The sequence below is a fragment of the Streptomyces sp. UF-297 genome (assembly GCF_058245575.1).
Window position 1 is genome coordinate 1 of sequence record NZ_JBSIBZ010000073.1, and the last position, 22,085, is coordinate 22,085.

Consider the following 22,085-nt stretch of genomic DNA (forward strand, 5'->3'; position numbering starts at 1 on the left):
CGCGCCCGCGGCCGGGTCGCCGAGCTGGTCGGCCATGGGCGCGCAGATGCGATGCAGCGCGGCGGAGGTTTCGTAGTCGCCTTGCCCGAAGGACACCAGCCCGCGGGCCCACAGGGCCCAGAAACGCTCCTGGCCGGGCCCTGCGTCCGGTTCCTTGCCCAGGGCCCGGTCCAGGTAGTGGCGGCCTTCGCGCAGGAAGCCGCAGCCGAACCAGAAGAACCACAGATTGCCCGTCAGCTCCAGCGCGTAGCGCGGGTCCGGGTCGGCGAGGCAGTGCTCCAGGGCTGTGCGCAGATTGGCGTGTTCGGCGGACAGGCGCTCGGACCACGCCACTTGGCCGGGGCCGAACCACTCCCGGTCGCCGGTGCGGGCCAGCCAGCGGTAGTAGTCCCGGTGCCGCTCCTGGGGTGCGGGCCGTTCACCGAGCCTTGCCAGCCACTCCTGGCCGTACTCGCGCACCGTGTCCAGCATCGAATAGCGCGGGCCTCGGGCGGTGGCCACCCGCCGCAGCACCGACTTGTCCGCCAGGGCGGACAGCAGACCGGCCACTTGCCGGGTGCCGAGCGGGCCGCCGGCGCAGACCCCTTCCGCCGCTTCCTGCTCGAAGCCGTCGGCGAAGACCGACAGGCGGGCCCAGGCCAACCGCTCCAGCGGGGTGCACAGTTCGTGGCTCCAGCCGATCGTGGTCCGCAGCGTCTGGTGCCGGGGCAGCGCCAGCGGCGACATGGGTGCCGACTCTGCGGTGAGCACCTCGAAGCGGGACTGCAGCCGCTTGAGCAGTTCCGGCACGGACAGGATGGCCAGCAGGGCGGCGGCCAGCTCCAGGGCGAGCGGGATGCCGTCCAGGCGGCGGCAGATCTCTTCGACCTCCGCCTGCTCGGTCTCGGTCAGCGCGAGGCCCGGTAGGGCGGCCGTGGCCCGTTGGAGGAACAGGGCCACCGCCTCGCTCGGCTCCTCCCGCCCCTGCTCCGTCCCTGCCGCGGAGGGCGGGGGCAGGGCCAGCGGAGGCACCTGCAGTACCTGCTCGCCGCGGGCCATCAGGGGCTGGCGGCTGGTGGCCACGATGCGCAGGTGGGGCGCCTCGGCCAGCAGCACCTCGACTGCCTGCGCACAGGCCGGGAGCAGTTGTTCGCACCCGTCCAGAAGCAGCAGCAGGCGCCGCCCGGCCAGCCACTCGCACAGCACCACCCGCTGTGGACGCGTGGTCTGATCGGCCAGCGGCAGCGCCTCGGCCACCACGCCGTACACCATCTCGGGCTGGCGCAGGTCGCCCAGCTCGACCAGCCAGACGCCGTCCGGATACTCCTCGCCCATCTGCTCGCACGCCTGCCGGGCCAGGCGGCTCTTGCCCACCCCGCCCACGCCCGTCAGCGTCGTGAGCCGGGACGCGGCGAACAGGCTACCCAGTGCTGCGAGTTCGGTGCGGCGCCCCACGAACCCTGTTGGCTCGGGACGAAGATTTCCCCTCGCCCCCGCCGCGTCCGCCACAGCCACCGAAGGCACTCCCCGCGTCAGAGGAGGCCAGTGTGGCGGATACCGGCGTGGCACAGGGGCTTTGTCGGAGCTCGCACACAACAGAGGAGGAATTGACCGCACGGGACCGACTCATGACTGGCTTTGTGCTCCGGTTCGTGGATCTCGTCGATCATTACCAGGCGCATGCCTGCCTTGTTGTAGGTGTGGCAGACGGCGTCGGTGATCTGGGTCTGGGCCATCCGGGTAGGCTGCCGATCAGGTGCCGTCCGACCAAGAGCCAACAGAAACGGCCTAGTCCTGGGCTTCGCAGGTCGTTGATGTGTATGGCGTGACCGGCTTGGGGCGTCCCCAAGCCGGGGTGTGACGTCGGCCGGGATGCGTCGTAGTCCGCCGACGGCGCATCCGGGGGAGTGCGACCCGCTGGTGAGTGGCCCGGATCGCCTTCCTCGGGCGTTGCCGCGCCTGCCTCAAGTGCGCTGATTCGTCGGGGCCTTGAGGGACCTGAGGACCGAGGCGGCTTGGTGCTCGGCTCCCAGTTCATTGGGGTGAAGCGGGACGGCGAGGCCCGGAGGGTTGACGGTCAAGGGTGTGAAGCCTTCGACCCATTTGGTGCCGGGCTTCTGGCAGGCGTCATGGCCGATGCTGCCGGTGTAGGTGTCGACCAGCCGTACGTCCAGGCCGTTGACATCGCGGTCGGCGCGGGCGACGGCTTTGGCGAGGGCGGCGTTGATCTCTTTGAGCTTCTCGCCGATCCACATCAAGTCGCCGTTATTGGCCTGCACATAGGGGTAGCAGCCGTGGTCGGTCGGCGCCCCCGCGAGGTAGTCCACCACCAGCACCGTGGCATGAGGGGACAGTTCATGTACGCGCCGTACAGCGGCGTAGACCTTGTCTCCGGCCCGGGCGATGCGCTGGGACATCGTGTCCACACCGCCCTTGACCCATTTCTTCTTGCACTGCCCGCCGAACGGTGCCGGTAGCTCCGCTCCCGGGAGCAACCGCAGCGAGGGCAGCAGGTTGAAACAGTCAGCGGCGGCCCCGCCGAGGCCGGCGTCGTTGCCGCCGATGCCCATGGTGATCAGGTCTGTGGTGGGGGTGAGCCGGTCGAACTGCGGCGGGTTGTGCCCCCTGAACACGCCCAGGCGGCTGAGGTTCTGGGCCTTGGTGAAGTCCTCTGTGGTGGCGCCACCACAGGTAGCGTCACGGAAGGTGGGGACGTTGAGTTCCTTGGCTACTTTCTTCGGATAGTTCCATGTGGACTGAAAACAGGCGTACGGGACGTGCTTCCTCGATACGTTCGTCAGCAATGCGACATCCGCGGACCAGGAGTCGCCGAGGGCCACGTACTCCTTGTAGGTCCTGTGCGGTGCATCGTGCGTCGGTTCGGTTGCGGCCTGGGCAGGCAGCGGGGTGGCAAGCAGCGCGCTCAGCAGCGCAGCGGTGGATGTGGCCAGGGGCGGGCGGCGCAATCTCACGAACACTCCGGACGGTGGGTGGGAGGGGGTCGGTCACCTCCTATCCAGGCATCCGCACGAGGCTCCGCCGAGTGTTCGCCGTGTCTTTCACCCCAGGGAACAGGACCTGGCGGCCAACTGTGCGATCACCTCATTCGGCCCCCTCCTTTGGGGCTAGGTGTATTGCCCTGTGAGGTCGCTTCTGGTGGCTCTCGGACGGTGTCGCGGAGCCAGATGAGGATCGCGGCGGCGGCCAGGGCGTGGGCGCTTCGGCGTGATGGCCAGGGCCTCGCAGGTGTCGCGCCAGAGGAAGGACCGGTACGCGCCTCCGTTGTCCGACAGAATTCGCTCGATGGTAACGCCGTGTTCGGCGAACCACGCCACTGCTCGATGCAGCACCCCGACGGCGGTGATGGCGGTCTCGTCGTCGTGTACCTCGGTGTATGCGACGCGTGAGTGGTCGTCGATGATCGTGTGCATGAAGGCGTAGCCGAGTTTCGGGTTGCCCCACTTGCTCTTCAGCTTGTCGGGAGTGGCCGAGCGGTTCTTCTCGCCTTGCCGTCGCCCGACGTAGCGCCATCCACCGCCGTCAGGGATGTTCCCGAATTTCTTAACGTCCACGTGCACCAGCGAGCCGGGGTACGGGTGCTCGTAAGCGCGGATGGGTTCTCCAGTGGCACGGTCGAGATAGGACATCCTGTTCAGCCGCGCCGCGGTGAGGATACGGTGGACTGTCGACGCGGCGATGCCGAGTCGTGTCGCGAGTTGAACTGGGCCCTCCCTCAATCGCCTCCGCAAGCTGACGCATCGCATCGATACTGCCTTGGGCGTCTTCTTCGGCGAGGTCTTCGGTCGGGACGAGCGGTCTTGCATTGACTCGCCAGCAAGGTGGCGGGTTGTCCCAGCGCTTCACGGTGGGCCAGGAGACCTGGAAACGGGCCGCCACTTCGCTGATTGGCCAGCCGTCGTCAACGACGCGTCGCGCGAGTTTCAGACGGTGGCGCGGGGTGAGGGCAGCGTTCGGATGTGACATGTCTGAGCTCCTGGACAGGTTGAAGGGCCGGCCATCGTGTGGGGCCGGCCCTTCGAGAACGAACATAGTGGGTAGGGGTCGTGCAGCTCAGTCCACCGGGGAGACCCGGATGAGGTTGCCGTCGGGGTCCGTGATCACGAACGTGCGGCCGAAGACAGCGTCGTACGGCTCCTCCACGACATGGACTCCCTTCGAGACCCAACTCGTGAAGATCTCGTCAACTGCGGACGCTGCTCCCGGCACCATCAGCCCGACTTCGCTCGTGCGAGGGGTGCTCGGGACCGCGTGTTCGCTGCCCCCCGTCCACAACGCGAACAGGACGCCGGGGGCTACCTCGAAAGCCACGTAGTGGGGACTGGTGAAGGTCGGTTCGATCTCGAACAGGTCGCTGTAGAAGGCCGTAGCGGCCTCGGCGTCGCGGACGTAGATCAGGAACAGGTTGGGGGCGGGCACAGAGCGCTCCTCAGATCGTTGAATTCTCGGTACCGCTCCAGTTGATCGCCTAACCGCGACAGAACCTGTCACCTTTTTTGCGAACACTGGTCAGCATGAAGGCTTCGAGGCTGTTGCACCTCTTGCTGCTCCTGCAGACCCGTCAGCGCATCACCACCACCGAGCTCGCCAAGCGTCTGGAGGTGTCCCGGCGGACTGTGCTGCGGGATGTCGAGGCGCTCTCTACAGCAGGTGTGCCTGTTTATGCCGAACGCGGGCGGAACGGTGGGATCGTTCTGCTCCCCGGTGCACGGCTCAACGCATCCCATCTGGAACCACCAGAGCTGGAGGTCCTCTCCGTGGCTGGTTTGGACAGCGCGCAACTTGAGCGCATGGGCCTGTCTGCGGTGCAGGAGTCGGCCGCGCGCAAGATCGCCGCCCGTCAGGCCGCAGCACCTGAGTCGCCGAGCCTGCTGCGACTGGCGGACCTGGTACTGGTGGACAGCAACGCGTGGCTTGCTGACTCAAAGCCAGCGGTGGACGTATCGGATCTAGCCTCGGCCCTGCGACACCGACGCCGGCTGCGAGTCCAGTACCGGCGCAGCGCCGAGAAACAGGCCTCGGCGCGGGTGGTCGACCCGTACGGGATCGTGGCGAAATCAGGCCGCTGGTATCTCATCGCCGACGATCAGGGGACCGGTCGGCTGTTCGCTCTGGAACGGCTCTCGGCCTACGAACAACTCGACGCGCCAGCTGTTCTCCGACCAGATGAGACCCTCCGCACCAGGTGGGCTGCGTTGAAGGAACGCACCGAGAGGCCAGGTCGCGTGAGCGTGACCGTCCGTCTGCGAGAAAATGGCCTCGACCTGGCACGGCGCATCCTCGGCACCCGCATCCACGATGTCTCCGACACGGAAAACGGCTGGTGCACCGTCGTCGTCCGTTACCCCGACATCGAGTCAGTGCGTCAGCTCCTCCAGTTCGGCAACCACATCGAGATACTCACCCCAGAGACAGCCCGCAAACGCATCAGCCAGCTTGCCAAGGACCTGGCTGAAAGACACTCGGCCCCAGCCTCGTGACTGCTAAGCGGCACGCCCTGCTCTCGATCAATGTGCCCGGTCGGTACAGCCGTGTCTGGCTCTGACGTTGTTCAGCGGACTCTGGCACCGATGTTGGGGACCGGTCGCGGAGCGCCACCCATCAGTTCGATTTCGTTGGGCTGCTGCCGGGTGAGGCCGCGTGCGCCTCGTCGCCGAACCGAGGTTGGTGACGCTCCATCAGGTGACCGCCGAAGCGCCTCTGGGTCGGGTGTCTCCGATGACGGTGCTGTTCATGGAGGCCAACGCATCGTTCTGGGAAACGCTGGTGTTCGCCGGTATCGACGAGGTGGCCGTCGAGACGGCGGGCGCCGTCTTCGGCACGGTCGACATCATGGTGAGAGGACGGGCGGCCGGCGCGGCATGCCCGGACTGCGGGCAGTTCTCCCAGCGGGTGCACGACGCCTACCGGCGCCGACTGCGGGATCGCTCGGCGGGCAGTATGTCGTCATCCACCTGCGGAACCGCCGCTTCATCCGCTTCATCTGCGACTCACGGCGCTGTCCGCGCCGCACTTCCGCGGAACGGTTCTCCCACTCCGCACCGACCCCGCACGCGCCACCCGACTTCTACGCGCTCTGCTCGTCCTGGCGAACCTCGAAGTCAACCGCTGACGGATGATCTTTTCCGTGGGCTTACGCACGCGACCAGCAGGAGTATCCAAGAACCGATCACACCAGCCCTGCGACCTGCGTCTTCAAGTTGGCGGAGGCTCACGGTGACCTACTCCACGAGTGCGTGCGGGAGGTCCGGTGCGCAAGGATGGGTAACCAACGAGGCCCCCGGGCCGGTGAGTTGAGACGTCAGGCATCTCGCTCAACCGTCCGAGGGTCTCACTCGTTGCGCAGCTGCTGCCCATCATCGATCGGTGGAACGCCTGAAGAAGCTGAGTGCGTGTCAGCAACCGCTGGGTTGGGGTCTCGTGCCGCGCTCTTCAAGTGGTCTCGGTACCACCTTCCCCAGGTCTCAAGCTGGTCGATCGTCTCTCGCAGGCTTTCCCCGGCCTCGGTGAGCGAGTACTCCACCCTCGGGGGGACTTCTGGGTAAACCGTGCGTGATACGAGGCCGTCGTCCTCCAATTCCCGAAGCTGCCGGGCGAGCATCCGGTGAGTGACGGTCGGCATATGGCGTTGGAGTTCGCTGAAGCGGTGTGTTCCTGACAGGAGATACCTGACGATCAGTAGCTTCCATTTCCCGCCGAGGACCGACAGAACGACCTCGGTGTTGCACCAGTCGGCCATCTCGTCCACGCGCTCGCGTACTCGCCTCATGACCAACACTGTAACCAGGTATACCGAGCGACACTATGGGGCCGGAATGGCACCGAAGCACATCAAAGACCGTACTTGTGTCACAAGTTTCATACGGCACACAGTGGTTGTGTGCTGACAGAGACTGAACAGACGACGCCGCACCGGTGGGCAGCGCTAGGTGTGCTGTGTGCCAGCCTGCTCATGGTCGGGATGGACCTGACGGTGCTGCATGTGGCCGTTCCGACGATCTCCAGAGAGCTCTTGCCGAGCGGATCCGAGCTCCTTTGGATCGTCGACAGCTATGCGCTTACCGTCGCCGCCGGGCTGATCACCTGCGGAACGCTCGGGGACCGGTTCGGCCGCAAGCGGATGCTGATGTGTGGCTTCGCGGTCTTTGGTCTCGCGTCGGTGGGGGCAATGCTGTCCGTCACGCCGGTGCAGCTGATCGCCGCTCGGGCGGCGCTTGGTGCCGGGGGCGCGATGATCATGGCGAGTACGCCTGCGATCATCAGGGCTGTCTTTCCCGACAGCCGCGAACGGGCGCTGGCCATCGGCCTGTGGACCGCTGCGAACAGCGTGGGAGTGTCGGTGGGCCCGCTGTTGGGTGGCGTGCTGGTCGAGCTTTTCTGGTGGGGTTCGGTTTTCCTGGTCAATGTGCCGGTCGTGGTGCTCGCCTTGGTCGGCGGTGCCCTGCTGGTCCCGGAGTCGCGCAATCCCCGCCCACACCGGTGGGACGCAGTCAGTGCCGTGCTGTCGGCCGCCGGACTCGCTGCCGTGGTGTTTCCTTTCAGCAGTTGGGAGAGCATGACGGGGTGCCGTCGGCGGTCTGGGGGGTCGGGCTCGTCGGAGCAGCGCTGCTGGTCGGTTTCGTCGTACGGCAGCGCCGGATCGCCGATCCGCTGCTGGATGTCACACAGTTCACCGACCGTCGCTTCTCGGTATCGGCGCTGTGCATCATGGGGTGTTATGGCGCGTACACCGCACTGTTGTTCCTGCTCACTCAGCGCTTCCAGCTGGTGGACGGCTATTCCCCTTTGAGCGCAGGGCTGGCGCTGGTGCCGCTGGCGGTCGCCAACGCCGTCGGCGCGGCCCTCGCGCCGCGCTTCGCGGCGCGGTTCGGCCACCATCGCGGCTTGTGCAGCGGACTGCTGCTGTGCGCGCTGGCGCTGGCGGCGTTCGCGGTGTTCGGCGCCACGGGCAACTACGCGGCCCTGGTCGTCGCAGGGCTCGGTTCCGGGATGGTCATGACGCTGGGGTCGGACTCCATCTTGGGTGCGGCGAAGCCCGGGCGTACCGGTGAGGCCGGAGCCGTTCAGGAGACGGCCTTCTCTCTGGGGGCGGGGCTGGGACTCTCCTTCTTCGGGACCGTGCTGTCCCTGGTGTACCGCTCCGACTTCGATCCAGTGGCCGGCGCCTCGGCGCAGCAGTGGGATACCGCTCGCAGCTCGGTGGGGGCCGCGTCCGAAGTGGCCGCGCGCGTCGGGGGACGGGTCGGCGATGCGCTGCTGAACAGTGCGGAGCACGCCTACGACACCGGCTTCGCAGTGGCGACCGGAAGCGCTGCTGCTGCCCTCGCGCTCCTGGGCATCCTGGCCTGGAGAGCATTGCGCGTGCCCGGCAAGCACGCTCCCGAGTGAGCGAGCGCGCGGGTAGGGTACGGGGCTGGATCACCGCGTCGCGTTTTCCCTTTCTCGCTGATTCCGCTCATTAATTCTGGCCGCTTCACTGGCTGGTTAATCCATCACCCCTGACCGCCATTCGGCATGCCCAGGTGACTTCATTTCTGAAAGATGAACGTTCCTCTTGGGGGTGTTGACAGTGAGTTGATCACCGTGTTTCAGCGATCTTGCCGTTGCCTGCGGTTCCCGGGATTTCACCTGCCCGAGGAAGCAGGAACGAGAAAAGGGTTCGAGGGGTCGAGAGGACAGATCGCACATGACGACTTTTGAGCAGGCTCCGGTGCACGAAGAGAAGTCCACGGTAGAGCGGGAGACCGTATACAGCAGTTCCCTGTGGGAGCCGCAGATGGGGTACGCCTGCGGCGTATGTGTAGGCAACCAGATCTTCGTCGCCGGCGCGGTCGCCTCCGATGGCGAGGGGCGGGCCCAGGGTGACAACGTCTGCGACCAGACCGACTTCAGTCACTTCGACGACTACTGCCGCGCCCACAAGGAGCACTTCGGTGACACGCCGCCGGTCCTCGGTCCCGTCGGGTGCGCGGTCGGCGCTCAGGCCCAGCGGACCGGCAGGCGGTGCGGGCCGCGGAGGAGCATGCCGGTGCGCCACGACAGCGCCCCGGCATCGGAGTCCAGGGCCAGACCGGGGCAGCGTTCCAGGAGGGCGCGCACGGCGATACGGCCCTCCAGCCGGGCCAGCGGGGCGCCCAGACAGTAGTGGATGCCATGGCCGAAGGCGATATGGCCGCGGGCGTCGCGGGTGATGTCGAAGCGGTCCGGGCCGGGGAAGCGGCCGGGGTCACGGTCCGCGGAGGCGAGGGCGATCAGCACGAACTGCCGGTCGGGGACGACCGTGCCGGCGATGTCCACAGGACCGTCCGTGAAGCGCCAGGTGGCCGACTCGATCGGCCCGTCGTAGCGCAGCACCTCCTCCACGGCCCCCTCCAGAAGGCCGAAGTCGGCCCGCAGGGCGGCCAGTTGGTCGGGGTGGTCGAGCAGCGCCCGGACGCCGTTGGTGATGAGGCTGACGGTCGTCTCATGGCCGGCGACCAGCAACAGGGAGGCCATGCCGATCAGTTCTTGCCGCGAGAGCCGGTCGGGGTCCGGGCCGCTGCCGTCCCCGTCGCCGCTCCCGTCCCCGTCCCCGTCGCCGCTCCCGTCCGCGGTGCGGACCAGCGCGCTGAGGAGGTCGTCGCCCGGCTCCCGGCGCTTCCGCTCGATCAGGCCGTCGAGGTAGCCGGCCATGCCCAGGACGGCGGCCCGGCCCGCCTCCTCGCTCGTCGGGGCGACGAGTTCGTTGGACCAGCCGCGGAACTCGGCCCGGTCCATGTCCGGGACGCCCAGCAGTTCGCAGATGACGATGAGCGGGAGCGGGAAGGCGAGCGCCTCGACGAGGTCGGCACGGCCGTCGGGGGCGGCCAGCATCGCGTCCAGCAGCCCGTCGGTGATCTGCTGGACGCGGGGGCGCAGCGCCTCGACCCGGCGGGTGGTGAACTCCCGTGCCACCAGCTTGCGCAGGCGGGTGTGGTGCGGCGGGTCGAGCTCCAGCAGGTTGCTGGACAGCGGGGTCTGCTCCTCGCGCACGTCCCACATGCCGGTGGCACGCCAGTCCTTGGCGAGGCGGGGGTCGGCGAGCGCGGCCCGCGCCGCGTCGTGGCCGACCACCAGCCACACCTCCTTCCCGTCGGGCAGCCGCACCTGGTGCACCGGGCCGCGGTCGCGCAGCTCGGCGTAGTAGGGATACGGATCGGCCGTGAAGTCCTCGCCGTACGCGCCCAGATCAACGATGACGGCCATGCGCTGCCCGCCCTTCCGGCCCGGCCTCTGTCACGGCCCGGGCCCGCTTTTCGGTCTGACTCGACCTTAATCGGCCCGCGCCCGGACTGCATCGGCCGCCAGGAGGAGGCGAACCGGACGCAGGACTCATCGCGTCTCCGCCGTCATAGATACGGGCGTCATAGACACGGGAGACATAGACACGGACGACATGAACAAGGACGACTTGGACACGGGCGACATGGTCACAGACGGCCGATCGGCGGACGGGGCTCAACATGCGGTGCGCATACGGGACGCCGGGAAGCCGGACCTCGACGCCTTGGTGGAGTTGCACAGTCAGGCCCGGGCCCGATGCTACGCGGCCGGGGGCGTGCCCGCGGCCGTGCTCTTCGACCCGGTGGAACGTACCGCACCCGTCCGCTGCCGGAAGAGAACGCCGTTGATCACTCTGCGATGGCTCTTCCAACGCCCGCCCCGTCCCACGTTCTTCGGAAAGTGCGGCTCCAGACGGGGCCACTCCTGATCCGGTAGATCGCCCCGCCCCACACCGAGCGGAACGGCGCGAACGCCAGCAGGTCACACGACCCATCGGGCCGTGCCTAGGCCAAGGCCACCTCCACCGGCAGTTCCTTCAGGCCGTTGACGAAGTTGGAGCGGACCCGGCGGGGGCGGGCGGTGAGGCGGATGTCGCGGAGGCGGGGGAGGAGCTCTTCGAACATCACCCGCAGTTCCAGGCGGGCCAGTGAGGCGCCCAGGCAGAAGTGCGGGCCGCCCTTGCCGAAGGTGAGGTGGTCGTTGGCGGTGCGGGTGACGTCGAAGCGGTAGGGGTTATCGAAGACCGACTCGTCGCGGTTGCCGGAGGCGAACCAGACGACGACCTTGTCGCCCTTCGCCACCCGCCTGCCGCCCAGTTCGGTGGCGCGGGTGGCGGTGCGCCGGAAGTGGTAGACGGGGGAGGACCAGCGCAGGAACTCCTCGACGGCACCGGGCATGAGGGCGGGGTCCCGGCGCAGCCACTCCCGCTGTTCGGGGTGGTCGATGAGGGCGAGCATGGTGTGGGAGATGGCGTGGCGGGTGGTCTCGTTGCCCGCCACGACCAGCAGCAGGAAGTAGTTGTCGAAGTCCCGTGCGGAGAGTGGGACTCCGTCGCAGGGCGGCTGGTTGACGAGCCGGCTCACCAGGTCGTCGCCGCCGGTGCCCTTGCGGCGGGCGGCCAGTTCCCGCCCGTACGCGAAGACTTCGAGCGTCGCGGGGCTGCGGAAGGGCAGATCGCGGTAGCGCTCGCTCTCCTCGCTGCCGAGCAGGACGTCCGCGTAGTCGGGGTCGGTGTTTCCGATGATGCGGTTGCCCCAGTCGATGAGCCGCCGGGTGTCGTCACGGGGGACGCCGAGCATCCGGGCGAGGACGTTGATGGGGAAGTCGGCCGACACCTCCTCGACGAAGTCGAAGCGGCCCTTGGCGAGCGCCGAGTCGAGGGTCTGTGCGGTCAGCCCGCGCAGAAACACCTCGTACGCGGCGACGGCGCGCGGGGTGAACTGCTGCTGGAGCAGCCGGCGCATGGCCCGGTGGCGCAGCCCGTCGGTCTCCAGGAGGGAGCGGCGGATCGCGCGGTCGGGCGCCTCGACCTCTTCGAGGTTGGTGAACTCGGTGGAGGTGAAGGTCTCGGGGTCGCGGCCGACGCGCACGATGTCGGCGTGCCGGGTGACGGCCCAGAAGCCGCTGTTGGGCGCGGGCTCGGGCTGCCAGTGGACAGGGTCCTCGCGGCGCAGGGTGTCGAACATCCGCCAGGGGAGCGCGCCGTCGGTGAAGTTGTCGGGGTCGGCGAGGTCGATCGCGTCGAGGGGCAGCGGTTCGGGGGCGGTGGGGGCGAGGGGCATGGTCGGCTGTCCTTCGGGCCGGGCGGATGGCGGGGCGGCGCTCCTGCGTTGGGAAGGCCCTCACAGGAGGAAGGCGTATTCCTTGAACTCCCAGTCAGTGACGTACTGCCGGAACCGCTCGATCTCGTTGCGCTTGTACGCGAGGAAGGAGCGGGTGAAGCCGGCTCCCAGGACCTCGGTCAGATCCGTGTCGGCCTCCAGCGCGTCCAGCGCCTCGTCGAGCGTGCCCGGCAGCCGCGCCGCGGCGTCCTCGCGGTAGCCGTACCCCGTCAGCGGCTCGGGCGGCTCCCGCTTCTCGCGCAGCCCGAGCCCGACGGCCGCGATCGCGCCCGCGACGGCGAGGTAGGGGTTGGCCGTGGCGTCCCCGAGGCGCAGTTCGAGGCGGGTGCCGGCGCCGCGCTCGGGCGGTATGCGCACCATCGCGCTGCGGTTGTCCAGCCCCCAGTCGATCAGCCACGGGGCGAGGGTGTCGGGGCCGAAGCGCTTGTAGGAGTTGACGGTCGGGTTCATCAGCGCGGTGAGCGCGGGCGCGTGGGTGAGCACTCCGGCGATCGCGTGCCGGGCGGTGGTGGACAGCCCGTGCGGATCGACCCCGTCGCGGCCCTCGAAGACGTTGCGCCCGTCGGCGCCCACCATCGACAGATGCAGATGGAAGCCGGAGCCGCCTTCCTCGTTGAAGGGCCGGGCCATGAAGGTCGCCAGCCGGCCTTCGGTGCGGGCGATCTCCTTGACGGCCGACTTGAAGCGGAAGGCGCGGTCGGCGGCGTCGAGGGCCTGTGAGTGGTCGAGGTTGATCTCGAACTGGCCGCTGCCGAACTCGCGGTTCCCGGCGGTCGCGCCGATCTCCAGCTGCTTCAAGTGCCGCAGCGTACGCAGGAGATGGCCGTCGGGGTCGCCGCGCAGCCCCGCGCTGTAGACGTTGCCGGGGGCGCGTCCGTAGGGCGACCAGCCGGCGGCCACGGCCTCGTCGCGCTCGCACAGGTAGTACTCCAGCTCGGGGCCGATCACCGGGCGCAGGTCCGTGCCGCTCCAGTCGATGACGGCGCGCAGCAGGTCGCGCGGGGACTCGGTGGCCGGGCCGCCGGTCACCGGGTCCAGGGCGTCGCCCAGGCACCAGGCGACACCGGGCTCCCAGGGCAGGCCGCGCAGGGTGTCCAGGTCGGGCCGGACCGAGATGTCCGGCATGCCCGCCGCCAGCCCGCCGGGCATGGGGATCACATCGCTCTGCGGGCTGGTGTGGTAGACCGCGCGACAGAACGCCAGGCCGTGGCCGGCGGCGGTCGGCAGGTGGTCGAGGAGGATGTCGCGGGCGCGCTCGGCGCCGAGCAGATCGGGGTAGACGACGCGTACCACGTCGATGTTCTGTGCGCGCAGCGCCGTGACGGCCTGACGGGCCTGGTCGCGCTGTGCCGGGCTGCTCTCTTCGTTCACCCTGTCCAGCCTTCCTGCGGGGCCTGTACCGGGACCGGTGCGCGGGCTCGTCCGGGACGTCGCCGGGATGTCGTTTGGGATCAAACAATAGAAACGGTCCGGGTGGCGCGCAAGGGGGTGTGGCGAATCGCCGGCCGATCCGGCCCGTCCCGGCGGTAGTCGAGGCCCGTGTCGTGACAACCCGGCGCCGGCGGGCATATCGTACGGGCCCAAATGAAAAGTCGAACGAAGCGCCCGAGGAGTCCGCTGTGTCCACCGTGCCGACCGCGCCCACCGTCCAGGGGTTCTTTCCGCCCAGGACCGCCACCGGCCGGGCCGCGCTGATCCCGGCCCCGCCCTGGTACTACTCGGGCGATCTGCTCACCGTCGAGTACCGCACCGACCCCGCGCGGGTGCGCGAACTGCTGCCGGCGCCGCTCGCGCCCGCCGAGGAGGATCCCGGCGCCGTCGCGCTGATCTGGGCCGACTGGCAGTCCTGCGGCGCGGGCAGGGAGGAGCTGCTCGACCCGGTGCGCGGCCAGTACAAGGAGTGCTTCGCGGTGGTGCGCTGCGGCTACCGCGGCCGCACCTACTCGCGCTGCGTCTACATCTGGGTCGACAAGGACTTCGCCGTCGCCCGCGGCATCCACCAGGGCTATCCGAAGAAGCTCGGCTCCATCCACCTGACCAGGCCCCACCCGTACGGGCCCGCGCCGCGTATCGAGCCCGGCGCCGTCTTCGGCGCGACGCTCGCGGCGGGCGACCGGCGGCTGGCGCAGGTGGTCGCCACGCTGCGCGAGCCCTCGCGGAGCAACGGCTTCGTCAACGCCCATCCGATGGCCCATCACCGCTGGCTGCCCGCGATCGACGGCAGCGGGCTCGCCCTGGACGAGCTCGTCGAGAGCGGAGCCGCGTCCTTCGAGGCGGGCCCGGCGTGGGCGGCCGATGCGGAGTTGGAGCTGTTCTCGTCGCCGACGGAGGAGCTGGCGGCCCTCGGCGTCGAGGAGCCGATCGGGGCCTACTACCGCCAGGTGGGGGTGTGCTGGGACGGGGGGACGGTGCTGGAGCGGGGGGGGGGGGGGCGCGCCCCCGCCCCCCCCCCCGCGCGCTGACGCTCTGTCAGCCACTCGCCGTCACCGTGAAGTCGAAGGGCACCCGCCCCGCGTCGACCATCGTCATCCCGCCGTCCACCGTCAGTGCCGCCCCGTTGACGTACGAGGACCGCGGGCCGAGGAGCCACAGCACGGCGTCCGCGACCTCCTCGGCCCGCGCCGCGCGCCGCTGCGGCACCAGTGCGGTGGCCCGGGCGTACGCCGCGTCCAGGGGGAGGTCCTCGGCGAACTCCCGCATCTCCTCGTCGGCCATCTCCGTGCGGGTCCAGCCGGGGCAGACCGTATTGGCCCGCACCCCGCTCGGGCCGAACTCCGCCGCGATGACGCTCGTCAGCATGGCAGCGCCCGCCTTGGCCGCGGCATAGGCGCTCGCGCCGACGGCGGCGCGCAGCCCGGCGACCGAGCCCACCGTCACGAACGCGCCCCGTGCGGCGGCCAGATGGGGCAGCGCGGCGCGGGCGAGCAGGAAGACGGAGGTGAGGTTGGTGCGCAGGGTCAGGTCCCAGTCCTCGTCGCTGAGTTCGAGCAGTCCGCCGGGGCGGATGACCCCGGCGTTGGCGACGACGCCGTCCAGCCGGCCGTGGTCGCGCACCACGGCCGCGACCAGCTCCTCGACCTGGCCGCGCACGGTCACATCGGCGACGTACGCCGTGGCTCCGCAGCCGTCCGCGACCGCGCGCAGCGCCTCGGCGCGTCGGGCGCACACGGCGATCCGCGCTCCGTCGGCCGCACCGCGCGCGGCGACGGCCGCTCCGATCCCGCTGCTGGCCCCGGCCACGAGCAGGACGGGCCGGTCGGACGGGGCGGGGGAGCCGGGGGCGGGGCGGCTGGTGCGGTCGGGCTGCTGCATGGCGAACTCCCTTTCGCGAGAGGGTACGGGCCGCTCGGGCCGGGAGCCGTAGGGAGCTTCCCGCGGGGGCGTCCCGTGGGGGAGGGCCGGAGCGGTCCGGGTTATCGTTTGAGTCCGTAAGGGTCGCAAACGGCAATGCTCGTACAGAAGTGAGCGGGACCCGGCAGGGGCTTGCTGCAGACGGCGAGAGAGGCGGGAGAACCAGACGTGACGGGGCACCGTTCCATCCGGGAGACCGAGAAGGCCGTACAGGCCAAGCTGGGCGACACACCGATCCAGCACGTACAGATGGTCGCGGTGGCGAACATCTACCGCGCCGCCGCCGCGGTGCGCCAGCACTTCGAGAACTCCGTGCTGCGGGGCGCCGAACTGACCTGGACCTCGTTCGTCGTGCTGTGGGTCGTGTGGATCTGGGGCGAGATGGAGACCCGCCATGTGGCGGAGGAGGCGGGCATCTCCAAGGGCACTCTGACCGGCGTGGCCCGCACGCTGCAGAGCCGCGGCCTGCTCGAACGCAACGGTCACCCCTCCGACGGCCGCCTGGCACTGCTGCGCCTGACGGACAAGGGCGAGGAGCTGATGGCCGAGGTCTTCCCCGCGTTCAACGCCGAGGAGGTCTTCGTCGCCGACCGGCTGACCGAAGCGGAGTGCCGGACGCTGGCCGACCTGCTGCGCAAGATCGTGATGCAGACCGAGGAGCACGGGGAGGAGCGCCGGCTCGCCCTCCTCGACGGCGCCGACCCGCGGCCCCGGCGCAGCGGCCGCCGCCCGTCCAAGGGCTGACCGCGGCCGCCGCCCCTCCAAGGGCTGCGCCACGGCCGCCGCTCAGCGCGCCCGTGCGCGGCTCGCCGCGACCAGCGCCTCGAACAGGCCCTGCTGGGCCGGGTCCGCGCCCGCGGTGTCCTCGGGGTGCCACTGCACCGCCGCGAACCACGCGCCGTGGCCGGGCAGTTCGAGGGCCTCGACAGTGCCGTCCGCGGCACGCCCGGCGACCGTGAGCCCCATGCCCAGCCGGTCCGTGCACTGGTGGTGGTAGCACGAGACCTCCACGTCGCGGGGGCCCTGGGCGCCGTCGTGCCGGGGCGCCGCCATCGCCGCCGCCACCGCCGACCCCGCCGTGAGCGCGACGCGGTGGACGCGGTGGCGGTGGTCGCGGTCCGAGCCGCCCATGTCCTGGCGGAGCGAGCCGCCCAGCGCGACATTGACGACCTGGAGCCCGCGGCAGACGGCCAGCAGCGGCAGCCCGGCCGCCAGCGCGTGCCGCGCCACCGCCAGGTCGAAGGCGTCCTGCTCGGCATCGACGTCGTAGACCCTGGCGTGGACCTCGGCGCCGGTGTCGTACAGGTGCGGTGCCAGGTCGCCGCCGCCCGGCAGCAGCACGCCGTCGCACCGGGCCAGCCGCGCGGCGGCCTCCTGCGGCGGGCCCGGATGCATCATGAACGGCTCGCCGCCCGCGCGCAGGACGGCCTCCGACAGTGCCCGCGCGCTCACCACGGCGCCGTGCCGCAGCGCCGAGGCCGAGGCGGAGAAGCGCTGGGGCAGGGCGATGAGCGGGCGGAGGGCGCGCCGGGCGCCGCGCGGCGGCGGGTTCCGCGGGGCGCCGAGTGGACGGCGGTGCGCGACGGCGCCGGTGCCGTTGGCCGGGGCGGCGCTCACCACTGCCTCCACGTCGTCTTGAGCTCGGTGTACTTCTCCAGCGCGTGCACGGATCTGTCGCGGCCGTGGCCCGACTGCTGGCAACCGCCGAAGGGGACGGAAAGGCCGCCTTCCTCATAGCGGTTGACCCAGACCGTGCCCGCGCGCAGGGCGCGCGAGAGGCGGTGGGCGGTGCCCAGGCCGGCGGTCCACACGGCGGCGGCCAGGCCGTACTCGGTGTCGTTGGCGAGCGCCACCGCCTCGTCCTCGGCGTCGAAGGTGAGCACCGGCCCGAAGCTCTCCTCGCGCGCCAGGGGCATGTCCGGTCTCACCCGGTCGAAGACCGTCGGCTCCAGATAGCTGCCGCCCGGGACCCGCTCCAGTCGGGCGCCGCCGGTGCGCAGCCGGGCGCCCGCCTCCCGCCCGGCCCGTATGTGGCCGAGCACGGCCTCGGCGCGGGCCTCGCCCGCCACCGCGCCCATCTGCGTCGCCGGGTCCAGCGGGCCCCCGACGCGCAGCTTGTCGGCGAGCTGTCCGTACCAGCGGAAGGTGCCCGCCGCGGCGCGTAGTTCGACGCCGTACGCCTCGCTGACCGGCTTGCCGTTCTCCAGGCTGACGGCCAGGGCGAGTTCGCTCCGGTGTCCCTCGATGAGGTCGGCGAGCCGGAGCAGGGCCCGGCGCGGTCGGCGGGGGAGAGGCGGGGCCAGGGGCCGGTGCCGAAGGCGCGGCGGGCCGCGGCGACCGCGCGGTCCACCTCCTGCTCGCCGGCGTCCGCGACGACGGCGAGCACGCGGCCGTCGCGCGGTGAGCGGACGCGGAAGGACGCGCCCGAGCCGTCCTCGTCCGCGCCCACGATGCGGTGGCGGGTGGGCGGCGTCCAGCGCTCCGCCCGGCGCAGCCACGCCGCGTGGCCGCTGTCGCTGTCGTTCTCGCGGTCCGTCATGGGCACTTCTCCTGGAGGGAGACGGGGATGACTCGGCTGACTGGGATGGCCCGGCGACGGGGATGGCCCGGCTAACGTTTGGGGTCAAATGATAACCGTACGGCCCCGCCGGGGAAGGGGGTTGACCACCTCGATCGCGGCTGCCTATTTTGTTTGGACTCAAACGAAATGGAGGTTGTGATGGCTCCCCCCGCGCCCGCACCAGGCCCCCCCGGCGCACCCGGCAGCCCCGGCACCGACGGAGCGCCGGGACCCCGCGCCCACCGCCACCGTGGCCGGGGTCACGGTCGACACCCGCCACTGGATCGGCGGCGAACGCCTGGCCTCCGCCTCCACCTTCACCGACCGCTCGCCCATCGACGGCACACCGCTCGCCGAGATCGCCCGGGGCGGCGCAGAGGAGGCCCGTGCGGCCGTCGCGGCGGCCCGCGCCGCCTTCCCCCAGTGGGCCGCGACCCCGCCCGCCGAGCGCGCCCGGCTGCTGCACGCGATCGCGGACGGCATCGACGCCCGCCGCGCCGAACTCGCCGCCGTCGAGACCGCGGACAACGGTGCGCTGCTGCGCTCCCACCGCCGCGGCGTCATGCCCCGCGCGGCGCACAACCTCCGCTTCTTCGCCGACCGGCTGCTCGCCCTCGGGCACCCCGACTTCGCCACCCGCGGCCACATCAACCGCATCGCCTGGGACCCGGCGGGGCCCGCCGCGCTCATCACACCCTGGAACGCCCCGCTGATGCTGGCCACATGGAAGATCGGCCCGGCGCTGGCCGCCGGCGACCCGGTGATCCTCAAGCCCGCCGAGTGGACCCCGCTTACCGCTTCGCTCTTCGCCGACATCGCCGCCGAAGCGGGGCTCCCGCCGGGGGTGTTCAACCTCGTCCAGGGATACGGCGACGAAGCCGGCGCCCCCCTCGTCGCCGACCCCGGCGTCCGCCGCATCAGCTTCACCGGCTCCGTGCCCACCGCGCGGCTGATCGCCCGGGCCGCCGCGGCGAACCTGGTGCCCACCAGCTTCGAACTCGGCGGCAAGTCCCCGCTGCTCGTGTTCGCCGACGCCGACCTCGACCTGGCCGCCGACCTCGCCGTCGAGCAGTACGACAACGCGGGACAGGTCTGTCTCGCCGCCACCCGGCTGCTCGTCGAGGAGTCCGTGCGCGATGCCTTCCTGGAGCGCTTCCTGGACCGGGCCCGCGCCCTCGTCCAGGGCGACCCGCGCGAGGAGTCCACCGGCATCGGCCCCTGTGTCCACCCCCGGCACCTGGAGCGGGTCGACGGCTTCGTCCGGCGGGCGCTGGCCGACGGCGCCACCGCGCTGCTGGGCGGCGGCCCGCACACCGCCCTCAACGAGCGCACCGGCGGCAGCTATTACCGCCCGACCCTGCTCACCGATGTCGCACAGGGCTCCGAGATCGTGCAGGAGGAGGTCTTCGGCCCGGTGCTCACCCTGCAGACCTTCACCACCGAGGACGAGGCGGTGGCCCTGGCCGACGACACCCGCTTCGGGCTCGCCGCCACCCTCGCCACCGGGGACCGCGAGCGCGCGGACCGCGTCGGCGCGCGGCTGACCGCCGGGACGGTCTGGGTCAACTGCTTCTTCGTCCGCGACCTCGCCGCGCCCTTCGGCGGCGCCCGCGAGTCCGGCATCGGGCGCGAGGGCGGCGACTGGAGCTTCGACTTCTACTGCGACCTCAAGAACACCGTCACGGCGCCGCAGGGGTGGCAGCGCCATGGGTGAGGTCGTCGGGGCCGGACTCCTCGCCCACGTCCCCACCATCGTCCTGCCCGAGGCGGGCCGGCGGCAGCTGAACGGGGGCCGGGAGGTCAGCCTGGTGCCGGGGCTGCGCCGACTGCGCCAGGACGTCTTCGAGAGCCTCGACTACGACACCGTCGTCGTCCTGGACTCGCACTGGGCGACCACCGTCGAGTTCGTCGTCGCCGCGCACAGCCGCAGGGCCGGGCTCTTCACCTCCGAGGAGCTGCCCCGCGGCATGTGCCGGATGCCCTACGACTTCCCCGGCGACCCCGAACTCGCCCGCGCCACCGCGGCCTTCGCCGACAAGCACGGCACCTGGATCACCCCCATCGACGACCCCTGCCTGCCGATCCATTACGCCACCGTCAACCTCTGGACGTATCTGGGCCGGGGCCTGCCCGACAAGCGGTGGCTGTCCGTCGGCGTCTGCCAGACCGGGGACGCCGAGGACCACCTGCGGCTCGGCCGCGCGCTCGCCGACGGCATCGCTGCCCTGCCCGGCCGCAGGGTCCTGCTCATCGCCTCCGGCGCCCTCTCCCACACCTTCTGGCCGCTGCGCGAACTGCGCGAGCACGAGGCGAGCGACCCCGTGCACATCCGCACCCCCCAGGCGCGCGCCGCCGACGAGGAGCGGATCGCCTGGCTGCTGCGCGGCGACCACGCCCACGTGCTCGCCACCATGCCGCAGTTCGCCGCCCACAAGCCCGAGGCGGGCTTCGGGCACTACCTGATGATGGCCGGCGCCCTGGGCGAGGAGCGGCTGACCGCGCCCGCGCGTGCCTACAGCGCGTACGAGAACTCCGTCGGCACGGGACAGATCCACCTGTGGTTCGACCGCCCCGCGGCCGGCTGGACCGCCCAGCAGCCGCCGTCCGACTCCTGGGAGGACACCCCGACATGAGCAGCGCCGCACCCGCCACCGAACACCGCCGCATCCTGCTGGACGGTGCCGTCGTCCACACCGTCCGGGAGGGCGACGAGCTGATCGCCGGCGACGGCCGCCGGATCAAGGCCGCCCAGGCGCACCACCTGCCGCCCGTCGAGCCGACCAAAGTGATCGCGGTCCACCTCAACCACCGCAGCAGAGTGGAGGAGTTCGGCGTCCCGCTGCCGCCAGCCCCCACGTACTTCCACAAGCCCCTCTCCGCGCTCAACGCCCACGGGGGAGCCGTGGTGCGCCCCGAAGGCTGTCGGTACCTCAACTACGAGGGCGAGATCGCGCTCGTCATCGGCAGGGTGTGCCGCAACGTCGCACCGCGCGACGCCGGGCACTACATCGCCGGGTACACCGTCGCCAACGACTACGGACTGCACGACTTCCGCGACACCGACGCCGGTTCGATGCTCCGGGTCAAGGGCTCCGACACGCTCTGCCCGCTGGGCCCCGGCCTGGTGACGGGGTGGGACTTCCGCGGCAAGTACCTGCGGACGTATGTCAACGGCGAGCTGGCACAGGACGGTTCGACCGACGAGATGACCTGGGGCATGCACTACCTCGTCGCCGACATCGCCCGCACCATCACCCTCGTCCCCGGCGACGTCCTGCTGACCGGCACCCCCGCCCACTCGCGCCCGGTGCGCCCCGGCGACGTCGTGGAGGTCGAGGCGGAGGGCCTGGGGCGGCTGACCAACCACATCGTGACGGGCCCGGTGCCCGTCCGGGACGACTGCGGGGCCCAGCCGACCGCCTCGGAGGAGGTCCTGTCCACCGCCCTCGGCGGCGACTGGGAACTGCGCGGCATCCGCCCTCCCCGCAAGTCGTAGCGCCCGCCGGTCCCGCGGCCGTCAGCCGCCTGGCCGTCCGCCGGCCGCCCCGGCGCACGAACGCCGGGGCGGCTGACGCCCTTTCGGCGCGCCGGGAAATTCGATCGCCCGGCCCGGGGCGCCTCCCTACACTCCCGGGCATGGCATGCCGCATCAGTGAACTGATCCTCGACGCCGCCGACCCCGAACGCCTCGCCGCGTTCTGGAGCGAGGTCCTCGGCTATGTCGAACTGGGCCGCGAGGACGACGGAAGCATCGAGATCGGACCGCCCGACACCGGCTTCGGCGGCCCGCAGCCCACGCTGATCCTCAGCCCCACCAACGACCCGCGCAGCGCGAAGCTCCCCCTGCACATCGACGTCAGCGCCACCGACCGCGACCAGGACGCCGAGCTGGAGCGGCTGCTCGCACTCGGCGCCCGGCACGCCGACGTCGGCCAGGACGGCACCGAGAGCTGGCACGTCCTGGCCGACCCGGAGGGCAACGTCTTCTGCCTGCTGCGCGCCCGGCTCCAGCCCCTGTGAGCACGGGCGGACCC

17 protein-coding genes and 4 pseudogenes are annotated in these 22,085 nt (G+C 70.9%); 9 read left to right on the top strand and 12 right to left on the bottom strand.

What is annotated here, in order from left to right; translation table 11 throughout:
- The 4 genes and pseudogenes from AC4IJH_RS31900 to AC4IJH_RS31915 all read right to left on the bottom strand — a co-directional run.
- A partial coding sequence (locus AC4IJH_RS31900; RefSeq protein WP_490855418.1) for an ATP-binding protein occupies positions 1-1,434 on the bottom strand: 1,434 nt, incomplete at its 3' end.
- A 509-nt stretch (positions 1,435-1,943) separates the two neighbouring features.
- Complete coding sequence (locus AC4IJH_RS31905; RefSeq protein ID WP_490855419.1) at positions 1,944-2,945, bottom strand: SGNH/GDSL hydrolase family protein; 1,002 nt, start codon at positions 2,943-2,945, stop codon at positions 1,944-1,946.
- A gap of 234 nt (positions 2,946-3,179) precedes the next feature.
- Positions 3,180-3,963, bottom strand: a pseudogene (locus AC4IJH_RS31910) (DDE-type integrase/transposase/recombinase); the annotation flags it as partial.
- A gap of 87 nt (positions 3,964-4,050) precedes the next feature.
- Positions 4,051-4,416, bottom strand: a complete 366-nt coding sequence (locus AC4IJH_RS31915; protein WP_262036924.1) for a VOC family protein — start codon at positions 4,414-4,416, stop codon at positions 4,051-4,053.
- A 95-nt stretch (positions 4,417-4,511) separates the two neighbouring features.
- Here AC4IJH_RS31915 and AC4IJH_RS31920 point away from each other — a divergent pair, with 95 nt between their 5' ends.
- On the top strand, positions 4,512-5,477 hold the full coding sequence (locus tag AC4IJH_RS31920; RefSeq protein WP_490855420.1) for a helix-turn-helix transcriptional regulator: 966 nt from the start codon (positions 4,512-4,514) through the stop codon (positions 5,475-5,477).
- A gap of 851 nt (positions 5,478-6,328) precedes the next feature.
- Here AC4IJH_RS31920 and AC4IJH_RS31925 read toward each other — a convergent pair.
- A complete protein-coding gene (locus AC4IJH_RS31925) occupies positions 6,329-6,766 on the bottom strand; it encodes a winged helix-turn-helix transcriptional regulator (protein WP_490855421.1) in 438 nt (145 codons plus the stop codon).
- A 192-nt stretch (positions 6,767-6,958) separates the two neighbouring features.
- Here AC4IJH_RS31925 and AC4IJH_RS31930 point away from each other — a divergent pair.
- Together AC4IJH_RS31930 and AC4IJH_RS31935 are read left to right on the top strand one after the other, a co-directional pair.
- Positions 6,959-7,396 (top strand): annotated as a pseudogene (locus AC4IJH_RS31930) (MFS transporter); the annotation flags it as partial.
- Between the two features lie 164 nt (positions 7,397-7,560).
- Positions 7,561-8,385, top strand: coding sequence for an MFS transporter (locus tag AC4IJH_RS31935; protein ID WP_490855422.1), 825 nt, complete (start codon positions 7,561-7,563; stop codon positions 8,383-8,385).
- Between the two features lie 591 nt (positions 8,386-8,976).
- Here AC4IJH_RS31935 and AC4IJH_RS31940 read toward each other — a convergent pair.
- From AC4IJH_RS31940 to AC4IJH_RS31955, 4 genes and pseudogenes are all read right to left on the bottom strand, one after another.
- Positions 8,977-10,221: a cytochrome P450 family protein gene (locus AC4IJH_RS31940; RefSeq protein WP_490855423.1), complete on the bottom strand. Its 1,245-nt coding sequence runs from the start codon at positions 10,219-10,221 to the stop codon at positions 8,977-8,979.
- A gap of 393 nt (positions 10,222-10,614) precedes the next feature.
- Positions 10,615-10,749: pseudogene (locus AC4IJH_RS31945) on the bottom strand (transposase); the annotation flags it as partial.
- Between the two features lie 53 nt (positions 10,750-10,802).
- Positions 10,803-12,080, bottom strand: a complete 1,278-nt coding sequence (locus AC4IJH_RS31950) for a cytochrome P450 (RefSeq protein WP_490855424.1) — start codon at positions 12,078-12,080, stop codon at positions 10,803-10,805.
- A 60-nt stretch (positions 12,081-12,140) separates the two neighbouring features.
- Positions 12,141-13,511, bottom strand: a complete 1,371-nt coding sequence (locus tag AC4IJH_RS31955; protein WP_490855425.1) for a glutamine synthetase family protein — start codon at positions 13,509-13,511, stop codon at positions 12,141-12,143.
- A gap of 248 nt (positions 13,512-13,759) precedes the next feature.
- On the opposite strand from AC4IJH_RS31955, the gene AC4IJH_RS31960 reads away from it, so the two are divergent.
- Complete coding sequence (locus AC4IJH_RS31960) at positions 13,760-14,602, top strand: acetoacetate decarboxylase family protein (protein WP_490855426.1); 843 nt, start codon at positions 13,760-13,762, stop codon at positions 14,600-14,602.
- A 7-nt stretch (positions 14,603-14,609) separates the two neighbouring features.
- Here the strand turns inward: AC4IJH_RS31960 and AC4IJH_RS31965 are convergent, their stop codons facing one another.
- Entirely contained in the window at positions 14,610-15,452 is an 843-nt protein-coding gene (locus AC4IJH_RS31965; RefSeq protein WP_490855427.1) for an SDR family NAD(P)-dependent oxidoreductase, read from the bottom strand.
- A gap of 207 nt (positions 15,453-15,659) precedes the next feature.
- Between AC4IJH_RS31965 and AC4IJH_RS31970 the strand changes: the two genes are divergently transcribed.
- Positions 15,660-16,235 carry a MarR family winged helix-turn-helix transcriptional regulator gene (locus AC4IJH_RS31970; protein ID WP_490855428.1) on the top strand — a complete coding sequence of 192 codons (576 nt, stop codon included), beginning with the start codon at positions 15,660-15,662 and terminating at the stop codon, positions 16,233-16,235.
- A gap of 42 nt (positions 16,236-16,277) precedes the next feature.
- Here the strand turns inward: AC4IJH_RS31970 and AC4IJH_RS31975 are convergent, their stop codons facing one another.
- Positions 16,278-17,000 carry a gamma-glutamyl-gamma-aminobutyrate hydrolase family protein gene (locus tag AC4IJH_RS31975; RefSeq protein ID WP_490855463.1) on the bottom strand — a complete coding sequence of 241 codons (723 nt, stop codon included), beginning with the start codon at positions 16,998-17,000 and terminating at the stop codon, positions 16,278-16,280.
- 104 nt (positions 17,001-17,104) lie between these two features.
- A pseudogene (locus tag AC4IJH_RS31980) lies at positions 17,105-18,030 on the bottom strand (aldehyde dehydrogenase family protein).
- Between the two features lie 271 nt (positions 18,031-18,301).
- On the opposite strand from AC4IJH_RS31980, the gene AC4IJH_RS31985 reads away from it, so the two are divergent.
- The 4 genes from AC4IJH_RS31985 (at position 18,302) to AC4IJH_RS32000 (ending at position 22,071) form a co-directional block, all read left to right on the top strand.
- Positions 18,302-19,765, top strand: a complete 1,464-nt coding sequence (locus AC4IJH_RS31985) for an aldehyde dehydrogenase (protein ID WP_490855429.1) — start codon at positions 18,302-18,304, stop codon at positions 19,763-19,765.
- The gene (locus tag AC4IJH_RS31990; RefSeq protein WP_490855430.1) at positions 19,758-20,684 is read left to right on the top strand and encodes a DODA-type extradiol aromatic ring-opening family dioxygenase; all 927 of its coding nucleotides are present in this window, start codon (positions 19,758-19,760) and stop codon (positions 20,682-20,684) included. The genes AC4IJH_RS31985 and AC4IJH_RS31990 overlap by 8 nt, the downstream gene beginning before the upstream one ends.
- Positions 20,681-21,547, top strand: a complete 867-nt coding sequence (locus AC4IJH_RS31995; RefSeq protein WP_490855431.1) for a fumarylacetoacetate hydrolase family protein — start codon at positions 20,681-20,683, stop codon at positions 21,545-21,547. The genes AC4IJH_RS31990 and AC4IJH_RS31995 overlap by 4 nt, the downstream gene beginning before the upstream one ends.
- 140 nt (positions 21,548-21,687) lie before the next feature.
- Positions 21,688-22,071 carry a VOC family protein gene (locus AC4IJH_RS32000; RefSeq protein ID WP_490855432.1) on the top strand — a complete coding sequence of 128 codons (384 nt, stop codon included), beginning with the start codon at positions 21,688-21,690 and terminating at the stop codon, positions 22,069-22,071.
- Positions 22,072-22,085: the final 14 nt, after the last annotated feature.

What these genes read in the sequence shown, in the direction of transcription:
- AC4IJH_RS31920 (WP_490855420.1), top strand. Translation starts at nt 4,512, where the DNA reads ATGAAGGCTTCGAGGCTGTTGCACCTCTTGCTGCTCCTGCAGACCCGT.
- AC4IJH_RS31995 (WP_490855431.1), top strand. Translation starts at nt 20,681, where the DNA reads ATGAGCAGCGCCGCACCCGCCACCGAACACCGCCGCATCCTGCTGGAC.
- AC4IJH_RS32000 (WP_490855432.1), top strand. Translation starts at nt 21,688, where the DNA reads ATGGCATGCCGCATCAGTGAACTGATCCTCGACGCCGCCGACCCCGAA.
- AC4IJH_RS31940 (WP_490855423.1), bottom strand. Translation starts at nt 10,221, where the DNA reads ATGGCCGTCATCGTTGATCTGGGCGCGTACGGCGAGGACTTCACGGCC.
- AC4IJH_RS31990 (WP_490855430.1), top strand. Translation starts at nt 19,758, where the DNA reads ATGGGTGAGGTCGTCGGGGCCGGACTCCTCGCCCACGTCCCCACCATC.
- AC4IJH_RS31925 (WP_490855421.1), bottom strand. Translation starts at nt 6,766, where the DNA reads ATGAGGCGAGTACGCGAGCGCGTGGACGAGATGGCCGACTGGTGCAAC.
- AC4IJH_RS31950 (WP_490855424.1), bottom strand. Translation starts at nt 12,080, where the DNA reads ATGCCCCTCGCCCCCACCGCCCCCGAACCGCTGCCCCTCGACGCGATC.
- AC4IJH_RS31965 (WP_490855427.1), bottom strand. Translation starts at nt 15,452, where the DNA reads ATGCAGCAGCCCGACCGCACCAGCCGCCCCGCCCCCGGCTCCCCCGCC.